The organism is Streptomyces sp. NPDC043853 (assembly GCF_056436025.1).
In genome coordinates, this window is sequence record NZ_JBWKDJ010000001.1 from 870,126 (window position 1) to 886,614 (window position 16,489).

A 16,489-nucleotide genomic window follows, 5' to 3' on the forward strand; every position below is an offset into this window, starting at 1 on the left:
CGCCCGCCACCGCTCCGGCTACGGTGCGGCCTTCGCCTCCGGGTGTGCACGGGTGAGGGTGCAGACGCCGTCCGCGCACTGGCGTTCCAGGCGGCCGCGGGAGATCGTCTGGGCCAGGCCGACCATCCAGCAGGTGGGGCAGCCGCGGAAGGCGATCAGGGCCAGCGGGGCGGCCAGCAGGGTGGCCGGGCCGACCACCGGCACCATCGCGACCGCGCCGATGACCAGCCCGAAGCCGATGGCACCGCGCGCCAGATGGCGCGGGACGGACGTGCTGGCGAAGTCCGGCGCGGGCGCCGCGGACCGTGCGGCGGCCCGGTCCGCCACGCCCTGCGCGGGCTTGACGGTGTCCAGGGTGCTGAGGGGGTTCACGGTCGCGGGTCTCCTCCCACTGGCGGGTCGATGGATTGACCGGGTTGACCAGCCGCACGGCCGGCGGCTCGATCGGGCGCCCGGCCGGTCGCGGCCAGGGAGTGACGCAGTGCCGCGCGCGCCCGGTGCAGCCGCGATTTCATCGCGGCGGTGCTCAGGCCGAGCGAACGGGCGACGGTCCCGCCGGGCAGGCCCTGGATGTCCCGCATGATCAGGACCTGCCGCTGGTCACGGGGAAGGGCGCCGACCGCGGCCGCGATCCGCTCCACCTCCAGCCTGTGCAGCACCGCTTCCTCGGCGGACGGTTCCGCGGACGTCTCCGGCCCGGCCGGCTGCCCGTCCCCCCGCGCGACGAGCAGACGTACCTGCCGGAGGCATTCGTTGCGCACGATCCTGAACATCCACGAGGCGAGCGCGCCGCTCGCCCGCAGGGTGCCGATCTTCCGGTAGAGGATGATCAGCGCCTCCTGCGCGGCGTCCTCCGCGTCCTGCGGCGAAGCGCACAGCGACAGGGCGAACTTGCGCACATGCGGCTGGGATTCCATGACGACGGTGGTGAGAGAACCGAGGTCGCCGTCCTGAGCAGCTCTGATCAGCCGCTCTTCGGGCCAGTGAAGGCGTGGGGTCATGGTGATCAGCTTCGGGCCTTGTAGCGGCGCAGCAGGTGCCAACTGCACGCGCACACGGCCAGTACTCCGATCACGACGAGGGCGACCGTCATGGGTGTTCTCCTCCCGGTTCGTACCGGCCCCAGCGGCCGGTACACACATAAGAGACGGGGAGGCACCCGGAGGATTCACCTGCGGCCGGAGTTCTTTCGAAAAAACGGCGCAGGGGTGGGCGGGGTCCCGATCGACCCCGCCCACCCCGTGCGTCCGTGCGGCGCGTGCCGCGGCCGGTCAGACCGCCGAGTCCGCCATCCGCCGGCGCAGCCCGAGCGGCCGCATGTCCGTCCACACCCGGCCGATGTGGTCCAGGCACTCCTGGCGGGTGCCGGCCGTGCCCTCGGCGTGCCAGCCGGCCGGCAGCTCCCGGTCCGCCCGCCAGATCGAGTACTGCTCCTCGTCGTTGCGCACGACCCGGTAACCGGCCTCGTCGCCGTCGCCGTGAGTCATCTGTCCGTCCTCCCGCACTCGCCCGCTGTCGTGGTCGGGGCCAGCGTGCCCCGCCGGGACCGGCCGGCCACAGAGACAAACGCGCAGCAGGACCGGCGGAGGATGCTGCCGCTCCTTCCCTGTCCGGCCCGTGCCCGCCCCGGCAGGGTTCTGGGCAGCCAGCCTGGAAGGAGGCGTCATGCCGGAGAACCCGGACAGCCCGGACCGCCCCGAGAACGTGCATCTGCCCACCGGGGGGTGGCGCCTGTGGGAGCACTTCGCCCTGCGCGGACCCGGATTCCCGGCCGGCGGAGTGCTGCGCACGGCCCCGCCGGGGCTGGCCCTCGCCGCCGACAAGTTCGGCCCCGGGGACACCCTCGCCGGACCGGAATGGGAGGACTTCGCGCGGTCCTTCGACTCCGGTGCCGTGGACACGGCACGCCTCCTCCAGGAGATCGCCGCCTCGCCCCGCTTCCGCGCGGCCGTGGCCTGGCAGAACCCGGCCGTACTGCGCACCGGCATCGCACCGTTCCTCAACTGGACGCCGACCGCCGATTCCCGCACCAGCATGCCGCGGCAGCGCGAGGAGCTCGTCGCCCACTACTGGCAGCGGTTCTGCGTCAAGAACGACACCATCGGGTTCTTCGGCCCGGTCGGCTGGGGCCGCTGGGACCTCGGCACCCGGGACGTCGCCGTGCACCCGGGTTCCGGTTTTCTCGCCGACTCCCGCGTGTACTTCGCCAGTTGGGCGATCGACGCGCTGGCCAGGACACTGGGCGCGGATCCGGCGGTGCGTGCCTGGATACCGCCCCGCCGGGTGTCCTTCGTACGCATCGATGCCGACGGCGGTGCCGCCGGCGGGGAGGGCGGCGCCCGGGTGACCATGCCGGGACGGCCGCCGCAGGACATCGACCCGCTGCTCAGGTCCGTGCTCGAACGGTGCGACGGCAAGCGGACGGTGGCCGGGATCGCCGCCGCCACCGGCCTCACGGCGGATGCGGCCACCGCGGCCGTGGAGGCCCTGGTGGCCAGGCGGTGGGCGTACTGGCGGCTGGACGTGCCCTCGGGCACCCACCCGGACCGGGAGCTGCGCGCCATCCTGGGCCGGATCGGCGACCCGGAGGTCCGGGAGCCGGCGCTGGCGAAACTCGCCGTCCTGGAGCGCGGGCGGGACGCGGTGCAGGACGCCGGGCTCGACGCCGAGGCCCTCACCGCCGCGATAGGCGCGCTGGAGGCCGACTTCGCCGCACTGACCTCGACCGACGCCCAGCGTTCCAAGGGATCCCGGACCGCCCCGTGCCGCGGTCTGGTCTACTCCGACGCCCGGCGGGCCGCGACCGCGACCCTCGGCACCGGCCTGCTCGACGAGCTGACCCCGCTCGCCCTGTGCCTGACGGCGGCACGCTGGATGACCAACCGGGTCGCCGAGGCCATCGGCGCCCTCATCGGCGAGGCCCACGAGCGGCTGCGCGCGGCGGCCGGCCCGGGCGGCCGGGTCGATCTGGGGCAGCTGTGGATGGCGACGCTGCCGTCCCCGCACCCGCAGGCCGGCCGGATCATCGACGAGGCCCACGCCGGACTCCGCGCGAAGTGGGCCCGGATCCTGGAGGTGCCCGAGGGTGCCCGCAGTGTCCGGCTGTCCTCCGCGGACATCGCGGAGCGGGTCCGCGAGGAGTTCGACGAGCCGGGCGCCGGCTGGTCGCTGGCCCGCTACTTCAGCCCGGACGTGCTGGTGGTCGCCGAGGACGAGGCCGCCGTGGCCCGCGGGGAGTTCGAGCTGGTCCTCGGCGAGATGCACTGCGCGCTCAACACGATGGGCGCCTCCCTCTTCGTCCACCAGCACCCCGACCGCGAGGAGCTGCTCGCCGAGACCGGCCGCGACTTCCCCGGCCCCCGGCTGTTCCCGCAGCTGCCGAAGGAGCTGCCGCTGCGCTGGTCCACGCGGAGCAGGCCGTCGCTGGACCGGCCCGAGGACTACTACGTCGCCGTCATCGACGACACCGGCGACCCGCACCGGCCGCGCACGGTGCTCGGCGCGGACGTGGCGGTGGAGGACCGGGACGGGAGGCTGGTCGCGGTGCTGCCCGACGGTGCCGTCTTCGACGTGCTCGACGTGTACGCCAACACCCTCACCCAGCGGGTCATGGACAAGTTCTCGCTCCGGCCCGAGGGCGAGCACACCCCGCGGATCAGCATCGACAAGATGGTGGTGGCCCGGGAGACCTGGTCCCTGCCGGTGTCCGAACTCGCCTTCGCGGAGGAGAAGTCGGAGGCGAAGCGCTTCGTCCGGGCCCGCCAGTGGCAGCGCGAACGCGACCTGCCTCGGTTCGTGTTCGTGGTCTCGCCGACCGAACCACGGCCCTTCTACGTGGACTTCGACAGCCCGGTGTACGTGACCATCCTCGCCAAGGCGGCCCGCCGGCTGGCCCGCAAGGACCCCGGGGCCCGGCTGAAGGTCAGCGAGATGCTGCCGACCCCGGAGCAGGCCTGGCTGACCGACGACGAGGGCCGGACGTACACCTCCGAGCTGCGCTTCGTGGCCGTGGACCAGACGGCGGTCGAACGGCCCGGGACGGATTCCGGTGCCGCCGGACAGCCGCAGCCGCTGCCGCAGCCGCCCGCAGAGCCGCCGCGGGAGGCGTGATGCGCACCTTCGTCGACGACATCGCCGGGCACGCCCGGCTCAGCCCCGACCGCATCGCGGTCACCACCCCGGACGGCGAGGTCGGCTACGGCGCCCTGGCCGCCCGGATCGAGTCCCTCGCCCGGCTGCTGCACGCCCGCGGCGCCCGCCCCGAGACGGTGTGCGCGGTGGCGGTGGAACGCGGCGTGGACGCCGTGGTCGCCATGGCCGCCGTGGTGCGCTGCGGCGCCGCCTTCCTGGGCCTGGACGTGGAGCAGCCGCCGGCCCGGCTCGCGGCGCTGGTCCGCAGCGGCGGCGCGGACCTGCTGCTGACCACCTCGGCCGGCGCCGCACGCTTCGGCCCGCTGGTGCCCGGGGAGCCGGTCCTGCTGGACCGGCCCGGCGCGGTACCGCCGGGCCCGGGTCCGGACGGCCCGCCGGACGGTCGGGCGCTGGCGTACGTCAGCCACACCTCGGGCAGCACGGGAGAACCCGGCGCCGTCCTGGTGGAGCACCGCGGCCTGGACAACTACCTGCGGTTCGTGGCCCGCGCGTACGGGCTGGGGCCCGGCACGGTGACCCTGCAGCTCGCCCCGGCCGGCTACGACGCCTCCGTCCGGGACACCTTCGCCCCGCTGCTCGCGGGCGGCCGGCTGGTGCTCGTACCGCGCTCGGCGCTGCTGCGGGCCGAGGAGTTCGGGGCGACCGTGCGGAAGCACGGGGTGAACGCGCTGCTCAGCGTGACCCCGTCCTTCCTGTCCTTCCTGGCCGGGCAGCCCGGCGCGGCCGGCCTGCTGGCCGGGTTACGTCTGGTGGTGTCCAGCGGGGAGTCGCTGCGGCCGTTCCTGGCGGCCGGAGGGAGGTCTGTGCTCAGGGGCGATCTGGTGAACCAGTACGGGCCGACCGAGTGCACGATGACCTCCACCCGGTACGCCGTCCCGGCCGACCCCGACACCCGCGCCGACCTGGTCGGCACGCCGATCGACGGGGTCGCCGTACGGCTGCTGGACGCGGCCCTCGCCCCGGTGCCGGAAGGTGAGACCGGGGAGGTGTACATCGGCGGGGCCGGCGTGGCCCGCGGCTACCGGGGGCGGCCGGCCCGGACCGCGGAGTGCTTCGTGCCGGACCCGTGGGGACCGCCGGGGGCACGCATGTACCGGACCGGGGACCTGGCCCGCCGGGTCCCGGGCGACGGCGGCCTGGAGTACCTGGGCCGCGGCGACCGGCAGGTGAAGATCCGCGGCCACCGGGTGGACCCGGCGGAGGTCGAGGGCGCGCTGCTGGCGCACCCCGGGGTGACGGGGGCGGTGGTCACGCCCGGCACGGACGGACAGGGCCGGGTGTTCCTGGTCGCCCATGTGACCGGTGACCTGGCGGACACCCCGGACGCGGCCCTCCGCGCCCACCTGGGCGCCACCTTGCCCCCGCACCTGATGCCCCGCCGGTTCGAGCGGCTGGACCGGCTGCCCACCACCCGCAGCGGCAAGGCGGACCGCCGTGCCCTGAGCGAAAGCGGAGGCCGCCGATGAACCGCACCGGCTCAGTCCTGCCCTTGCCGCGGTCCGCGCCGACGGCCACGCCGGCCCCCGCGCCGGCTCCCGCCCCGGCCCCGGTGCCGCCCCCGGTGTCGTCCCCCATGGCGTCCCCGGTGTCGGCGCCCGGGCGGCGGCCCGCACCGGCGTCCGCGGCGGCCCCGTACGCGCCCGCCCCCGGGCGCGCGCAGCCTCCGGCACAGAGGGCTCCGCGGGTGCCCGCGCCGCGGTCCGGCCCGGACACCCCGCGGGTGTCCGCGGTGCCGCCGGGACCCCCGGGGCCGCCGTCCCTCGCCGTGCCGGCCGAGGCCGTGGCCGAGGCCGCGGCGCGGATCGCCGGGCACGTGCGGCGCACCCCGCTGCTGCCGGGGCTGCCCGCACCCGGCCGGCGCCGGTCCGGCTGGGGCCTGTTGCTGAAGGCCGAACACCTCCAGTACGGGGGCTCGTTCAAGCTGCGCGGCGCCGCGAACGCGGTGCTCGCGCTCGGCGCCGACGCGATCGTCGCCGGCTCTTCCGGGAACCACGGGCTCGCCCTGGCCCGGCTGGCCCGGCCCCTCGGAGTCGAGGTGACGGTGGTGCTGGCGGCCGGGGCCAGCCCGGTCAAGGCCGCGGCGATCCGCGCCCTGGGCGCCCGTACGGTGACCGTGCCCGGCGGGGTCGCCGACCGGGACGCCCGTGCGGCGGAACTGGCCAAGGAGACCGGGGCGCTGCTGGTGCCGTCCTCCGACCACGAGCTGGTGGTCGCGGGGCAGGGCACCGTCGGCCGCGAGATCCTCGCCGAAGTGCCCGACGTACGGACCCTGTACGTACCGGTCGGCGGCGGCGGCCTGCTGGCCGGGGTGTGCCTGGCCGCCCGGGAGCACCCCGTGCGGGTGGTGGGCGTGGAGCCCGCGGCGACTCCCCGGTACGCGCGTTCGCTGGCCGCCGGCCGGCCGGTGCGGCTGGCGCCGAGCGACACCGTCGCCGACGGGCTGCGGGCGCAGTCCCCGGGCGTGGTGACCTATCCGATCGTCCGCGACCGGGTCGACGACCTGCTCGCGGTGTCCGACGCCGAGATCCTGGCGGCGGCCGCGCTGTTGCGCCGCCGCGGGGTGGCCGCCGAGCCCAGCGGGGCCGTGGCCCTGGCCGGGGCGCTGCGCGCGGGCCGGGACGCCGGGCGGGCCGTCGCCGTCGTCTCCGGCGGCAACACCGCCGCGGCCCTGGCCGCCGCGGCCGGCGGACAAGACGGGCACGACCCGTACGACCCGCACGGCGAGCACGGCAATCACGGCGCGCACGACGAGCGCGGAGTCCACGGCGAGCACCGCAAGCGCGGCGACCGCGGCCACATCCGCATCGCGCACGACGACCGCACCACCGACAACCACCCGACCGCACAGGAGGACCTCTCATGACCACGACCCAGGACCTGACCGCGCTGGTGACCGACGCCTACCGGGAGACCTTCGGGGAGCCCGGCCTGGACGAGAGCAGCGATTTCTACGAGTGGGGCGGCGACTCGCTGACCGCGTTCCGGATCACCGCCCGGCTGGAGGAGGCCCTCGGCACGGAGGTCCCGGTCGCGCTGGTCTTCGCATACCCCACGCCGGCCGACCTGGCAGCGGTCGTCGAGTCCGATCTCGTCCGGGTGTGAGGGGCGGGCAGGCCATGACCGACGTGTACCTTCCCGGCGGACGCTGGCGGCTCTGGGAGCAGTTCGCGCTGCGCGGCCCCGGTTTCCCGGCCCGCGGAGTACTGCGGCTGGCCCCGGACGGACTGGCTCCGGCCGCCGACAAGTTCGGGGCGCAGGAGCCGCTCGACGGGGACGGCTGGCGGGACTTCGCCGGCCTGTTCGCCGAGGCCTCGGTGGAGACCGCGCACGTCCTCCAGGACATCGCCCGGACGCCCGCCTTCCGGGAGGCGGTGGCCTGGCAGAACCGCCCGGTGCTGGCCTCCGGGATCACTCCGTTCCTCAACTGGACGCCGAGCGCCGCCGGCCGCACCAGCATGCCGCGACAGCGCGAGGAGCTCGTCGCCCACTACTGGCAGCGGTTCTGCGTCAAGAACGACACCATCGGGTTCTTCGGCCCGGTCGGCTGGGGCCGCTGGGACCTCGGCGCCCGGGACGGCGCCGCGGACGGGGTGGCGGTGGAGCCCGGCACCGGCCTGACCGCCGCCACCGAGGTGTACTTCGCCAGCTGGGCGGTGGACGCGCTGGCCGCGCTGGTCGACGCCGACCCGGCGGCCCGCGACTGGATCGCCCCGCGCCGGGTGCCCTTCGTACGGGCCGACGGGCGCCGGGTGTCCGTGCCGGGCCGCCCGCCCGTCGAGGCGACGGCCGGGGAGGCCGCCGTACTGGCGCTGTGCGACGGGGTGCGGCCGGTCCGGGAGATCCGGGCCGCGCTGCCGGACGTGGACGTGGAATCCGCGCTGGAGGCCCTGGTGGCCCGCCGCTGGGTCGTGCGGAGGCTGGAGGTCCCCGCGGACGCCCGGCCCGAGCGCCACCTGCGGGCCTGGCTTGAGCGGGTGGGCGATCCGGAGCCGCGTCGGCGCGGGCTGGCCGCGCTGGACGTGCTGGAGGCCGGCCGGGACCGGGTCCGGGCCGCTTCACAGGCCGCGGACGCGGACCGGCTGGTCGAGGAACTAGGCGCACTGGAGCGGCAGTTCACCGAACTGACGGAGACGGCCGCGGTCCGCGAGAAGTCGGCCGGCACCGCGCCGTGCCGGGCCCTGGTGTACTCCGACTGCCGCCGTGCGGCAACCGCCACCCTGGGCCCTGCGGTGCGGGAGGCGCTCGCCCCGCTCGCTCCCCTGCTGGACAGCGCGGGCTGGCTGACGGCCCGGCTCGCCGGGTCGGTGATGGCCCGGGCGAAGGAGGTGTACGCGGGGCTGGCGGAGCAGGGCCCGGTGGACCTGGCGGCGTTCTGGTTCGCGTGCATGCCGATCCTGCACGGGGCGGCCCGGACGGACGCGGCGGCGCTCCAGCGTGAGTTCCGGGCCCGGTGGGACGGGATCGTGTCCCCGGCGCCCGGCGAACGGCGGGTCCGGCTGTCGCTCCGGGACATCGCGGGGCCGGTGGCCGAGGCGTTCGGCGGCCCGGCGGGGCCGGAGGGAGCGGAGCGCGCGGAAGGAGCGGTGAGGGCCGGCTGGACGGCGGCGCGCTACCTCAGCCCCGACATCATGATCGCCGCGTCCGGTGCGGACGCGGTGGCCCGCGGGGACTTCGAACTGGTCCTGGGCGAACTCCACGTGGCGGCCAACACCCTCGGCGCCTCCCTGTTCGTCAACCAGCACCCGGACCCCGCCGAACTGCACCGGCTCACCGACCGGGACCACCCCGGCCCCCGGCTGCTGCCGCTGCTGCCCAAGGAGCACCGCTCCCGGCTCTCCGCCCGGATCAGGCACACCCTGGTGCGGCCCGAGGACCACTACGTGGCCCTGGTCGACTTCACCGCCGACCCGGCCCGGCCGCGCACCCACCTCAGCGCCGACGTGACCGTCACCGAACGGGACGGCGAGCTGCGCGTCGTACTGCCCGACGGCACCGGGTTCGCCGCCGTGGACGTGTTCTCGCACGTGCTCACCACGCTCGCGATGGACCTCTTCCAGCTGCTGCCCGACGACGCCGGCCACTCCCCCCGGGTCACCGTGGACCGCCTGGTCGTGGCCCGGGAGACCTGGCGGCTCCCCGTCGCCGGCGCCTCCGGTGGCACCGGTGCCACCGATGCCGGCTTCGCCGAGGAGAAGGACGAGGCGAGGCGGTTCGTACGGGCCCGGCGGTGGCGCGAGCGGCACGGCCTGCCCCGCTTCGTGTTCGTCGTCCTGCCCACCGAGACCCGCCCGTTCTACGTGGACTTCGACAGCCCGGTCTACGTCAACATCCTCGCCAAGGCGCTGCGCCGGCTGGCCCGCAAGGACCCGGACGGACGGGCCGTGATCACCGAGATGCTGCCCTCCCCGGAGGAGGTCTGGCTGACCGACGACCAGGGCGAGGGCTACACCTCCGAGCTGCGGTTCGTGGCGGTGGACGACGCGCGGTAGGAGGTCTGCGCGAGGACGGCGTCGGGGGCACCCGACGCGCCACGGCGGCACACCCGGAGGGGCCGGACCCCACCGGGCGGGCCGCCGTTGCGCGTTCTTCCGCGTGCGCCGCTGCGTCTTCTTCCCTACTGAGCGGGCCGCCCCGCCAGCAGGGTTGGGGAAAACACCGCGTGGAGGGGCAGGCACAGATGGTTGACCGGGTGGCATCGTTCGCGCAGCGCAGGCTGTGGTTCCTTGACCAGCTGGCCGGGGGGTCCGAGGACTCGCTGCTGCCGCTGGCGCTCCGGATCCGTGGCGCACTTGACGTCCCGGCCCTCGAACGGGCCCTGACCGGGATCGCGGACCGGCACGAGGTGCTCCGCACCCGGTTCGTCGCCGCCGACGGCGAGCCGGTGCCGACGGTGGACGCGCCGGGCGCGGTCACGGTCGAGCGGGCCGAGGCGGGCAGTGCCGAGGAGCTGTTCGAGCGGGAACTGTCCCGGCCGCTGGACCTGGCCACGGAGCACCCCATGCGGGTCACCCTGGCCCGGCTGGGTCCCGAGGAGCACCTGCTGCTCGTCGTCGTCCACCACATCGCCGTGGACGGCTGGTCCTGGGACGTCCTGCTGCGCGAACTCGCCGCCGGCTACCGGGGGGAGGAGGTGCCACCGCCCGGCACGCAGTACGCCGAGGTGGCGCGCGCCGAGGCCGAGCGGCTGGGCGGCCCCCGGATGGAGCGGCTGCTCGGGTACTGGCGGGACCGGCTGGCCGGGGTGTCCCCGCTGGCCCTGCCCGCGGACCGGCCGCGCCCGGCCTTCTGGGACGGCTCCGGGGACGTCGTACGGTTCCACCTGCCGGCCGAGCTGGTCGGCGAGGTCGACCGGGTGGCCCGCGCGCACCGCGCCACCCGCTACATGCTGCTGCTGTCCGTCTACCAGGCCCTGCTGGGCCGCTACTCCGGCCGTACCGACATCGCGGTGTGCACCACGCTGGCGGACCGCGGCTCCGCCGGGGTCGCCGACGTGATCGGCCCGTTCGTGAACACCATCGTGCTGCGCACCGATCTGGCCGGCGGGCCGACCTTCGGCGAACTGCTGGGCCGGGTGCGCGGGCGGGCGCTCCAGGACTTCTCGCACTTCGAGGCGCCGTTCGACCGGGTGGCCGCCGTGGTGGGTGCCGAGCGGGACCTGTCCCGGCACCCCCTCGCGCAGGCCTCGTTCACCCTGCTCAACACCGTCCCCGAGCCGGCCCGCCTGGACGGGCTGGACGTCTCGCTCGTCCGGACGCCGCTGCGCGGCACCCCGCTGGACGTGTTCCTCGACCTGGGCCTGGCGGCGGACGGCGGTATCGCGGCCCGCCTCCAGTACGCGACCGCGCTGTTCGACGCGGAGACGATGCGGCAGTTCACCGACGGCTACGTGTCGCTGCTGCGCGCGGTGGTCGCCGAGCCGGACCGGCCCCTGGCCGAACTGACCGACCGGGTGGCACCCCTGCCCGCCCGCGAGCGCAGCCGCCTGCTGGCCCTGGCCGGCCCCGTCGAGCCCCCGGCCGGGCCCGCCCCCCGCTTCACGGTCTCGGGGAACCCCGGGGACACGGCCCTGGTGTGCGGCGAGGAGTCGATCACCTACGCCGAACTGGAGGCCGTGGCGGACGACTGGGCGGAGGAGCTCACGGCGGCCGGCGTCACCCCCGGCACCCCGGTCGGCGTCTGCATGCGCCGCGGCATCCCGGCCATCGCCGCCATGACCGCCGTCTGGCGGGCCGGAGCCGTCTTCGTCCCCCTGGACCGTCAACTCCCCGCAGACCGCCTCCGCTTCATGACCGAGGAGGCGGAACTCGGCCTGATCCTCACCGACGACGACACCGCCGCCCTGGCGGAAGGTCTGGGCGCCGCCGTCGTCACCCCGTGTGGGCAGGCCTCCCGCAGGGCGATGGGGGTCCCCCCTGCTCGAGCGAAGTCGAGAGCTTGGGGGAGGGTGGGCACACGGGACCCCCGCCCGAGCAGGGCCGCTCCCTACGCCCCCGCTCCCGACGACCTCGCCTACGTGATCTTCACCTCGGGCTCCACCGGCCGTCCCAAGGCCGTCGGGGTCGAGCACGGCGCCCTCGACGCCCACATCGCCGCCGCCCGCGCAGAGTTCGGCATCACCCGCGCCGACCGGGTCCTCGCCTTCTCCTCCTTCTGCTTCGACGCCTCCTTCGACCAGCTGCTCACCTCCCTGAGCTGCGGCGCCACCGTGGTGATCCGCCCCGACGAGCACTGGCTCCCCGCCAAGGTCGCCGAGGTGTCGGACGAACACGGGATCACCGTGCTCAACCTGCCGCCCACGTACTGGTCCGAGCTGGCCTTCGCCCTCGAAAACCGCCCCGCCCCCGCCCTGACCACCCTCCGCCTCCTCGTCCTCGGCGGCGAAGCCGTCCCCGCCGGCGCCCTCGCCGCCTGGCTGGCCGCCGTTCCCCACGCCCGCGTGGTGAACGCGTACGGCCCGACCGAGACCACCGTGACCGCCACCACCCAGGACCTCGACGGCACCGGCGGGCCCATCGCCATCGGCCGGCCCCTCGGGTCCCGCCGCACCTACGTCGTGGACGCGTACGGCGAACCGGTCCCCGAGGGAGTCCCGGGCGAACTGCTGATCGGCGGACCGGAGCTGGCCCGCGGCTATCTGGGCCGGCCCGCGCTGACCGCCGAACGCTTCGTGCCCGACCCGTTCGGGCCGCCCGGCGGGCGGCTCTACCGCACCGGCGACCTGGTCCGCCGGCTCCCCTCCGGCTCCCTGGAGTTCCTCGGCCGGACCGACGACCAGGTCAAGATCCGTGGCTTCCGGATCGAGCTCGGCGAGGTCGAGACGGTGCTCCGCGAGTGCCCCGGGGTGGCCTCGGCGGCCGTCACCGCCGTCCCCGACGCCGCGGGCGGCACCACCCTCGCCGCGTACGTGGTCGCAGCACCCGACAGCGCCCCCGGCGGCGCCCCCGGCGGCGCCCCCGGCGGCGCCCCCGGCGGCGCGCCCGTCGACCCCGCCGCCCTGCGCGCCTGGTGCGCGGACCGGCTGCCGCACTACGCCGTCCCCGCCGACTTCGTCGCCCTCGACGCGCTGCCGCTGAACATCTCCGGAAAGCTCGACCGGGCCTCGCTGCCCGCCCCGTCCGCGGACCGGGACCGCGCGTCCGCCCTCGGCGGCACCGCGTTCGTCGCGCCGCGTGACGCCACCGAGCAGGTCGTCGCCGAGATCTGGGCCGAGGTGCTGGGCGTGGACCGGGTCGGCATCGACGACGGCTTCTTCGACCTCGGCGGGCACTCGCTGCTCGCCACCATGGCGGTGTCCCGGATCGCCGAGCGCCTCGGCCGCGAGGTCGAGCTGCGCACCCTCTTCGAGAACCCGCGGATCCGCACGTTCGGGCCGGTGGTGGCCGCTGCCCGGGAGTCCGGCACCGACACCGTCGTCCCGGTGGACCGCTCCGGCCCGCTGCCGCTGTCGTTCGCACAGGAACGCATGTGGTTCCTGGACCGGATGTCCGACGTCGGCGACGAGTACGTGCTCTGGTACTCCTGGCGGGTGCGCGGTGGACTGGACCGGGACGCCTGGCAGGGCGCCCTCGACGAGGTGGTGGCCCGGCACGAGGTGCTGCGCACGGCCCTGGTCGAGGTGGACGGCCGGCCCGCGCAACGGGTCCTTCCCGGGATCGGTCTTCCCGTGGAATGGCAGCGGGCCCCGGCGGGCACCGACGGTGAGGAAGCGGAGGGGGAGCGGCTGGACCGGGTCCGGGACCTGGCCGTCGCCTTCGCCACCCGCCGGTTCGACCTGTCCGAACCCCCGCTGCTGCGGGCCGGCGTGTGGGAACTCGGCGAACGGGACCACATCGCCGTGATCGCCTTCCACCACGCCGCCACCGACGGCTGGTCCAAGGACATCGTGATCGGCGAGTTGTCCACGGCGTACGAGGCCCGCACCGCCGGCCGCCCGTCCTCCGGCCTGCCACCCGTCCCGGTGCAGTACGGGGACTACGCGGTCTGGCAGCGCGACCGGCTGGCCGGCGGGGTCCTGGAGGAGGAACTGGCGTACTGGGAGCGGACCCTGGCCGGGGTACCGGTGCTGGAGCTGCCCACCGACCGGCCCCGCCCCGCGGGCTGGTCGGGCCGGGGCGGCGCGGTCGAGGTGGACCTGGCGCCGGAGCTCGCCGAGGGGCTGGACGGGCTGGCCCGCCGGTACGGGGTGAGCCGCTTCATGGTGCTGCTGGCCGTGACCCAGGTGGTGCTCGGCCGCTGGTCAGGGCAGCGGGACGTGGCCGTGGGCACCCCGGTCGCCGGACGCGGCCGCCTCGAACTGGAACGGCTCGTCGGGCTGCTGGTCAACACGGTGGTGCTGCGCGGCGATCTGACCGGCGAGCCCTCCTTCGAGGAGTTCCTCGGGCGGGTCCGGGAGTCGGTGCTCGGCGCGTTCGACCACCAGGAGGTGCCCTTCGAACGGCTGGTGGAGCAGCTGCGGCCGGAGCGCGACCCCGCCCGCAACCCGCTCTTCCAGGTCATGTTCGACGTACAGGAGAGCGCCACGGGCGGGCCCCGGGTGCCGGGCCTGGACGTGGAGTACTTCCCGCTGCCGTGGGGGTCCGCCAAGTTCGACCTGACGGCGACCTTCCTGCTCTACCCGGACCGGTTCGCGCTGAACGTCGAGTACGCGAGCGACCTGTTCGACCCCGCCACGGTCACCCGGTTCGCCGGGCACGTGGGCCGCGTCCTGGAGTCCGTACTCGCGGACCCGACCGCGCCGGTCGGACGGCTGGAGCTGCTGTCCGGGGCCGAGTACGAGGCACTGACCGCGCTCCCGCCGGGGGTGCAGAGGGACTGCACGGTCGCGCAGGTGCCGCCGTACGCGATCACCGGTGAGCCGGACGCGGTGGCACTGGTCTGCGGGGAGGAGTCCCTGCGGTACGGCGAACTGGACGCGCTGACCGGCGGGCTGTCCCTCGCCCTCACCGGGGCCGGGGCCGGACCGGAGGTCCCCGTCGGGGTGTGCCTGCGCCGCGGGGTGCGTTCGGTGGCGGCGATGGCCGCGGTCTGGCGGGCCGGCGGGGTGTACGTGCCGCTGGACCCGCAACTGCCCGAGGACCGGCTGCGGTACATGGTCGAGCGGGCCGGGGTGCGGTGCCTGGTCACCGAGGCGGCCACGGCCGGCCTGGCGGCCGGGCTGGGCGTGCCGGCGGTCTCCTTCGACGGGGTCGGTCCGGCACCGGGCGCGCCCCGTCACACGCCCGATCCGCAGGCCCTGGCGTGCGTCATCTTCACCTCGGGCTCCACCGGCCGCCCCAAGGCCGTCGGGGTCGAGCACCACGCGGTCGCCGCGCACGCGCTGGCCGCCCGGGAACGGTTCGGCATCACCGCCGAGGACCGGGTGATGAACCTGGCCTCGTTCTCCTTCGACGCCTCCCTGGAACAGGTCCTGCCGGCGCTGGCCGCCGGGGCGACGGTGGTCATCCGGCCGGACGAGGTGTGGTCGGTGGAGGAACTCGCCGCCCGGGTGCGGGCGGAGGGCGTCACCGTCATGGAGGCCACCCCCTCCTACTGGGAGGAGATCATCTCCCGGGTGGACCGGGTCGCCGGGGATCTGAAGAGCCTGCGGCTGGCCGTCACCGGCGGCGAGACCCTGCCGTCGGCACCGCTCGCCCGCTGGTTCGCGCACCTGCCCGACGCCCCGTTCCAGAACACGTACGGGCCGACCGAGTCGGTCATCTCCTGCAGCTCCCACCTGGTCACCGGGCCGGTGGAGGGGCGGGTGCCGATCGGCACGGCCTGGGGCGCGCGACGGCTGTACGTGGTGGACGCGCACGACCGGCTGGTGCCGGTGGGCGTACCGGGCGAACTCCTGGTCGGCGGACCGGAACTGGCCCGGGGCTACCTGGGTCAGCCGGCCCTGACCGCCGAGCGCTTCGTCCCCGACCCCTTCGACCCGTCCGGTGGCGGCGGCCGGCTGTACCGCACGGGGGACATCGTCCGCCGGCTGCCGTCGGGCGAGCTGGACTTCCTCGGGCGCACCGACCACCAGGTCAAGATCCGAGGGTTCCGGATCGAGCTCGGCGAGATCGAGGCCGTGCTGGAACGCCGACCGGGCGTGCACGCGGCGGCCGTGCTGGTCCGCGAGCTGCGCGGGGACCGCACGCTGGTGGCCTACGCGGCGGGCGACGGCCTGGACACGGAATCCCTGGCCGCGTGGTGCCGGGCCGAACTCCCCGGCTACATGGTCCCGTCGTTCTTCGTCCTCATGGACGCGCTCCCGCGGACCGTGCAGGGCAAGCTCGACGCGGCCGCGCTGCCCGATCCGGAACTGCCTGCGGCGGTGGCTTCGGTGCCGCCGCGGACGCCCACGGAGGTGGTGACCGCGCAGATCTGGGCCGAGGTGCTCGGCATCCCGGAAGTCGGCGTCCACGACGACTTCTTCGCCCTCGGCGGGCACTCGCTGCGCGCGGTGGCGGCGGCGTCCCGGCTGCGCGCGGCGTTCGACTGCCCGGTCCAGGTGCGTGACCTGTTCGACCATCCGACGGTCGAAGCGCTGGCTTCGGAGGTGGAACGCCGCTTGATCGACGAAATCGCCGGCATGAGCGACGACGAAATCGACCTGGCCCTGTACTGACCCGCTCCGGCGGAGCGACGGCCTGCTCCGCAGCCAGCCGGGGCTCCTCCCCGGCTCCGCCGAGGGTATGGGCGGCCCCCGCCGAGGTGTGGGCGGGCCTCCGCCGAGGTGTGGGCGGGCCTCCGCCGAGGTGTGGGCAGGCGTTCCGCAGGGCGGAACGGGTGGGCACACCGGAACGCCGCCCAGCGGGCTGCGCTCCCGCCCCACCGAAGCCATGGCGCGCTTGGCCGCAGCGCCGCCCGG

Annotated in this window: 9 protein-coding genes; 6 read left to right on the forward strand and 3 right to left on the reverse strand. The window is 75.6% G+C overall.

What is annotated here, in order from left to right; translation table 11 throughout:
• Positions 1-18 precede the first annotated feature (18 nt).
• From AC067U_RS03730 to AC067U_RS03740, 3 genes are all read right to left on the reverse strand, one after another.
• Positions 19-372, reverse strand: coding sequence for a hypothetical protein (locus tag AC067U_RS03730; protein ID WP_478827953.1), 354 nt, complete (start codon positions 370-372; stop codon positions 19-21).
• A complete protein-coding gene (locus AC067U_RS03735) occupies positions 369-1,001 on the reverse strand; it encodes an RNA polymerase sigma factor (RefSeq protein ID WP_478828281.1) in 633 nt (210 codons plus the stop codon). Before AC067U_RS03735 ends, AC067U_RS03730 begins: the two co-directional genes overlap by 4 nt.
• A gap of 270 nt (positions 1,002-1,271) precedes the next feature.
• Positions 1,272-1,487, reverse strand: coding sequence for an MbtH family protein (locus AC067U_RS03740; protein WP_478827954.1), 216 nt, complete (start codon positions 1,485-1,487; stop codon positions 1,272-1,274).
• A gap of 178 nt (positions 1,488-1,665) precedes the next feature.
• Here AC067U_RS03740 and AC067U_RS03745 point away from each other — a divergent pair, with 178 nt between their 5' ends.
• The 6 genes from AC067U_RS03745 (at position 1,666) to AC067U_RS03770 (ending at position 16,246) form a co-directional block, all read left to right on the forward strand.
• The gene (locus AC067U_RS03745; RefSeq protein ID WP_478827955.1) at positions 1,666-4,110 is read left to right on the forward strand and encodes a lantibiotic dehydratase; all 2,445 of its coding nucleotides are present in this window, start codon (positions 1,666-1,668) and stop codon (positions 4,108-4,110) included.
• Positions 4,110-5,618 (forward strand): amino acid adenylation domain-containing protein, encoded by a 1,509-nt coding sequence (locus AC067U_RS03750; RefSeq protein WP_478827956.1) that lies wholly within the window; start codon positions 4,110-4,112, stop codon positions 5,616-5,618. The genes AC067U_RS03745 and AC067U_RS03750 overlap by 1 nt, the downstream gene beginning before the upstream one ends.
• A 263-nt stretch (positions 5,619-5,881) precedes the next feature.
• Complete coding sequence (locus AC067U_RS03755) at positions 5,882-7,015, forward strand: threonine ammonia-lyase (protein ID WP_478827957.1); 1,134 nt, start codon at positions 5,882-5,884, stop codon at positions 7,013-7,015.
• Positions 7,012-7,254: an acyl carrier protein gene (locus AC067U_RS03760; RefSeq protein WP_478827958.1), complete on the forward strand. Its 243-nt coding sequence runs from the start codon at positions 7,012-7,014 to the stop codon at positions 7,252-7,254. The genes AC067U_RS03755 and AC067U_RS03760 overlap by 4 nt, the downstream gene beginning before the upstream one ends.
• 14 nt (positions 7,255-7,268) lie before the next feature.
• Complete coding sequence (locus tag AC067U_RS03765) at positions 7,269-9,641, forward strand: lantibiotic dehydratase (protein ID WP_478827959.1); 2,373 nt, start codon at positions 7,269-7,271, stop codon at positions 9,639-9,641.
• Positions 9,642-9,841: 200 nt separating this feature from the next.
• Positions 9,842-16,246, forward strand: coding sequence for an amino acid adenylation domain-containing protein (locus AC067U_RS03770; RefSeq protein ID WP_478827960.1), 6,405 nt, complete (start codon positions 9,842-9,844; stop codon positions 16,244-16,246).
• Positions 16,247-16,489: the final 243 nt, after the last annotated feature.

Bases quoted from the DNA above. Each gene is read 5' to 3' on its own strand.
- AC067U_RS03740 (WP_478827954.1), bottom strand. From the start codon at position 1,487: ATGACTCACGGCGACGGCGACGAGGCCGGTTACCGGGTCGTGCGCAAC.
- AC067U_RS03765 (WP_478827959.1), top strand. From the start codon at position 7,269: ATGACCGACGTGTACCTTCCCGGCGGACGCTGGCGGCTCTGGGAGCAG.
- AC067U_RS03760 (WP_478827958.1), top strand. From the start codon at position 7,012: ATGACCACGACCCAGGACCTGACCGCGCTGGTGACCGACGCCTACCGG.
- AC067U_RS03735 (WP_478828281.1), bottom strand. From the start codon at position 1,001: ATGACCCCACGCCTTCACTGGCCCGAAGAGCGGCTGATCAGAGCTGCT.
- AC067U_RS03745 (WP_478827955.1), top strand. From the start codon at position 1,666: ATGCCGGAGAACCCGGACAGCCCGGACCGCCCCGAGAACGTGCATCTG.
- AC067U_RS03750 (WP_478827956.1), top strand. From the start codon at position 4,110: ATGCGCACCTTCGTCGACGACATCGCCGGGCACGCCCGGCTCAGCCCC.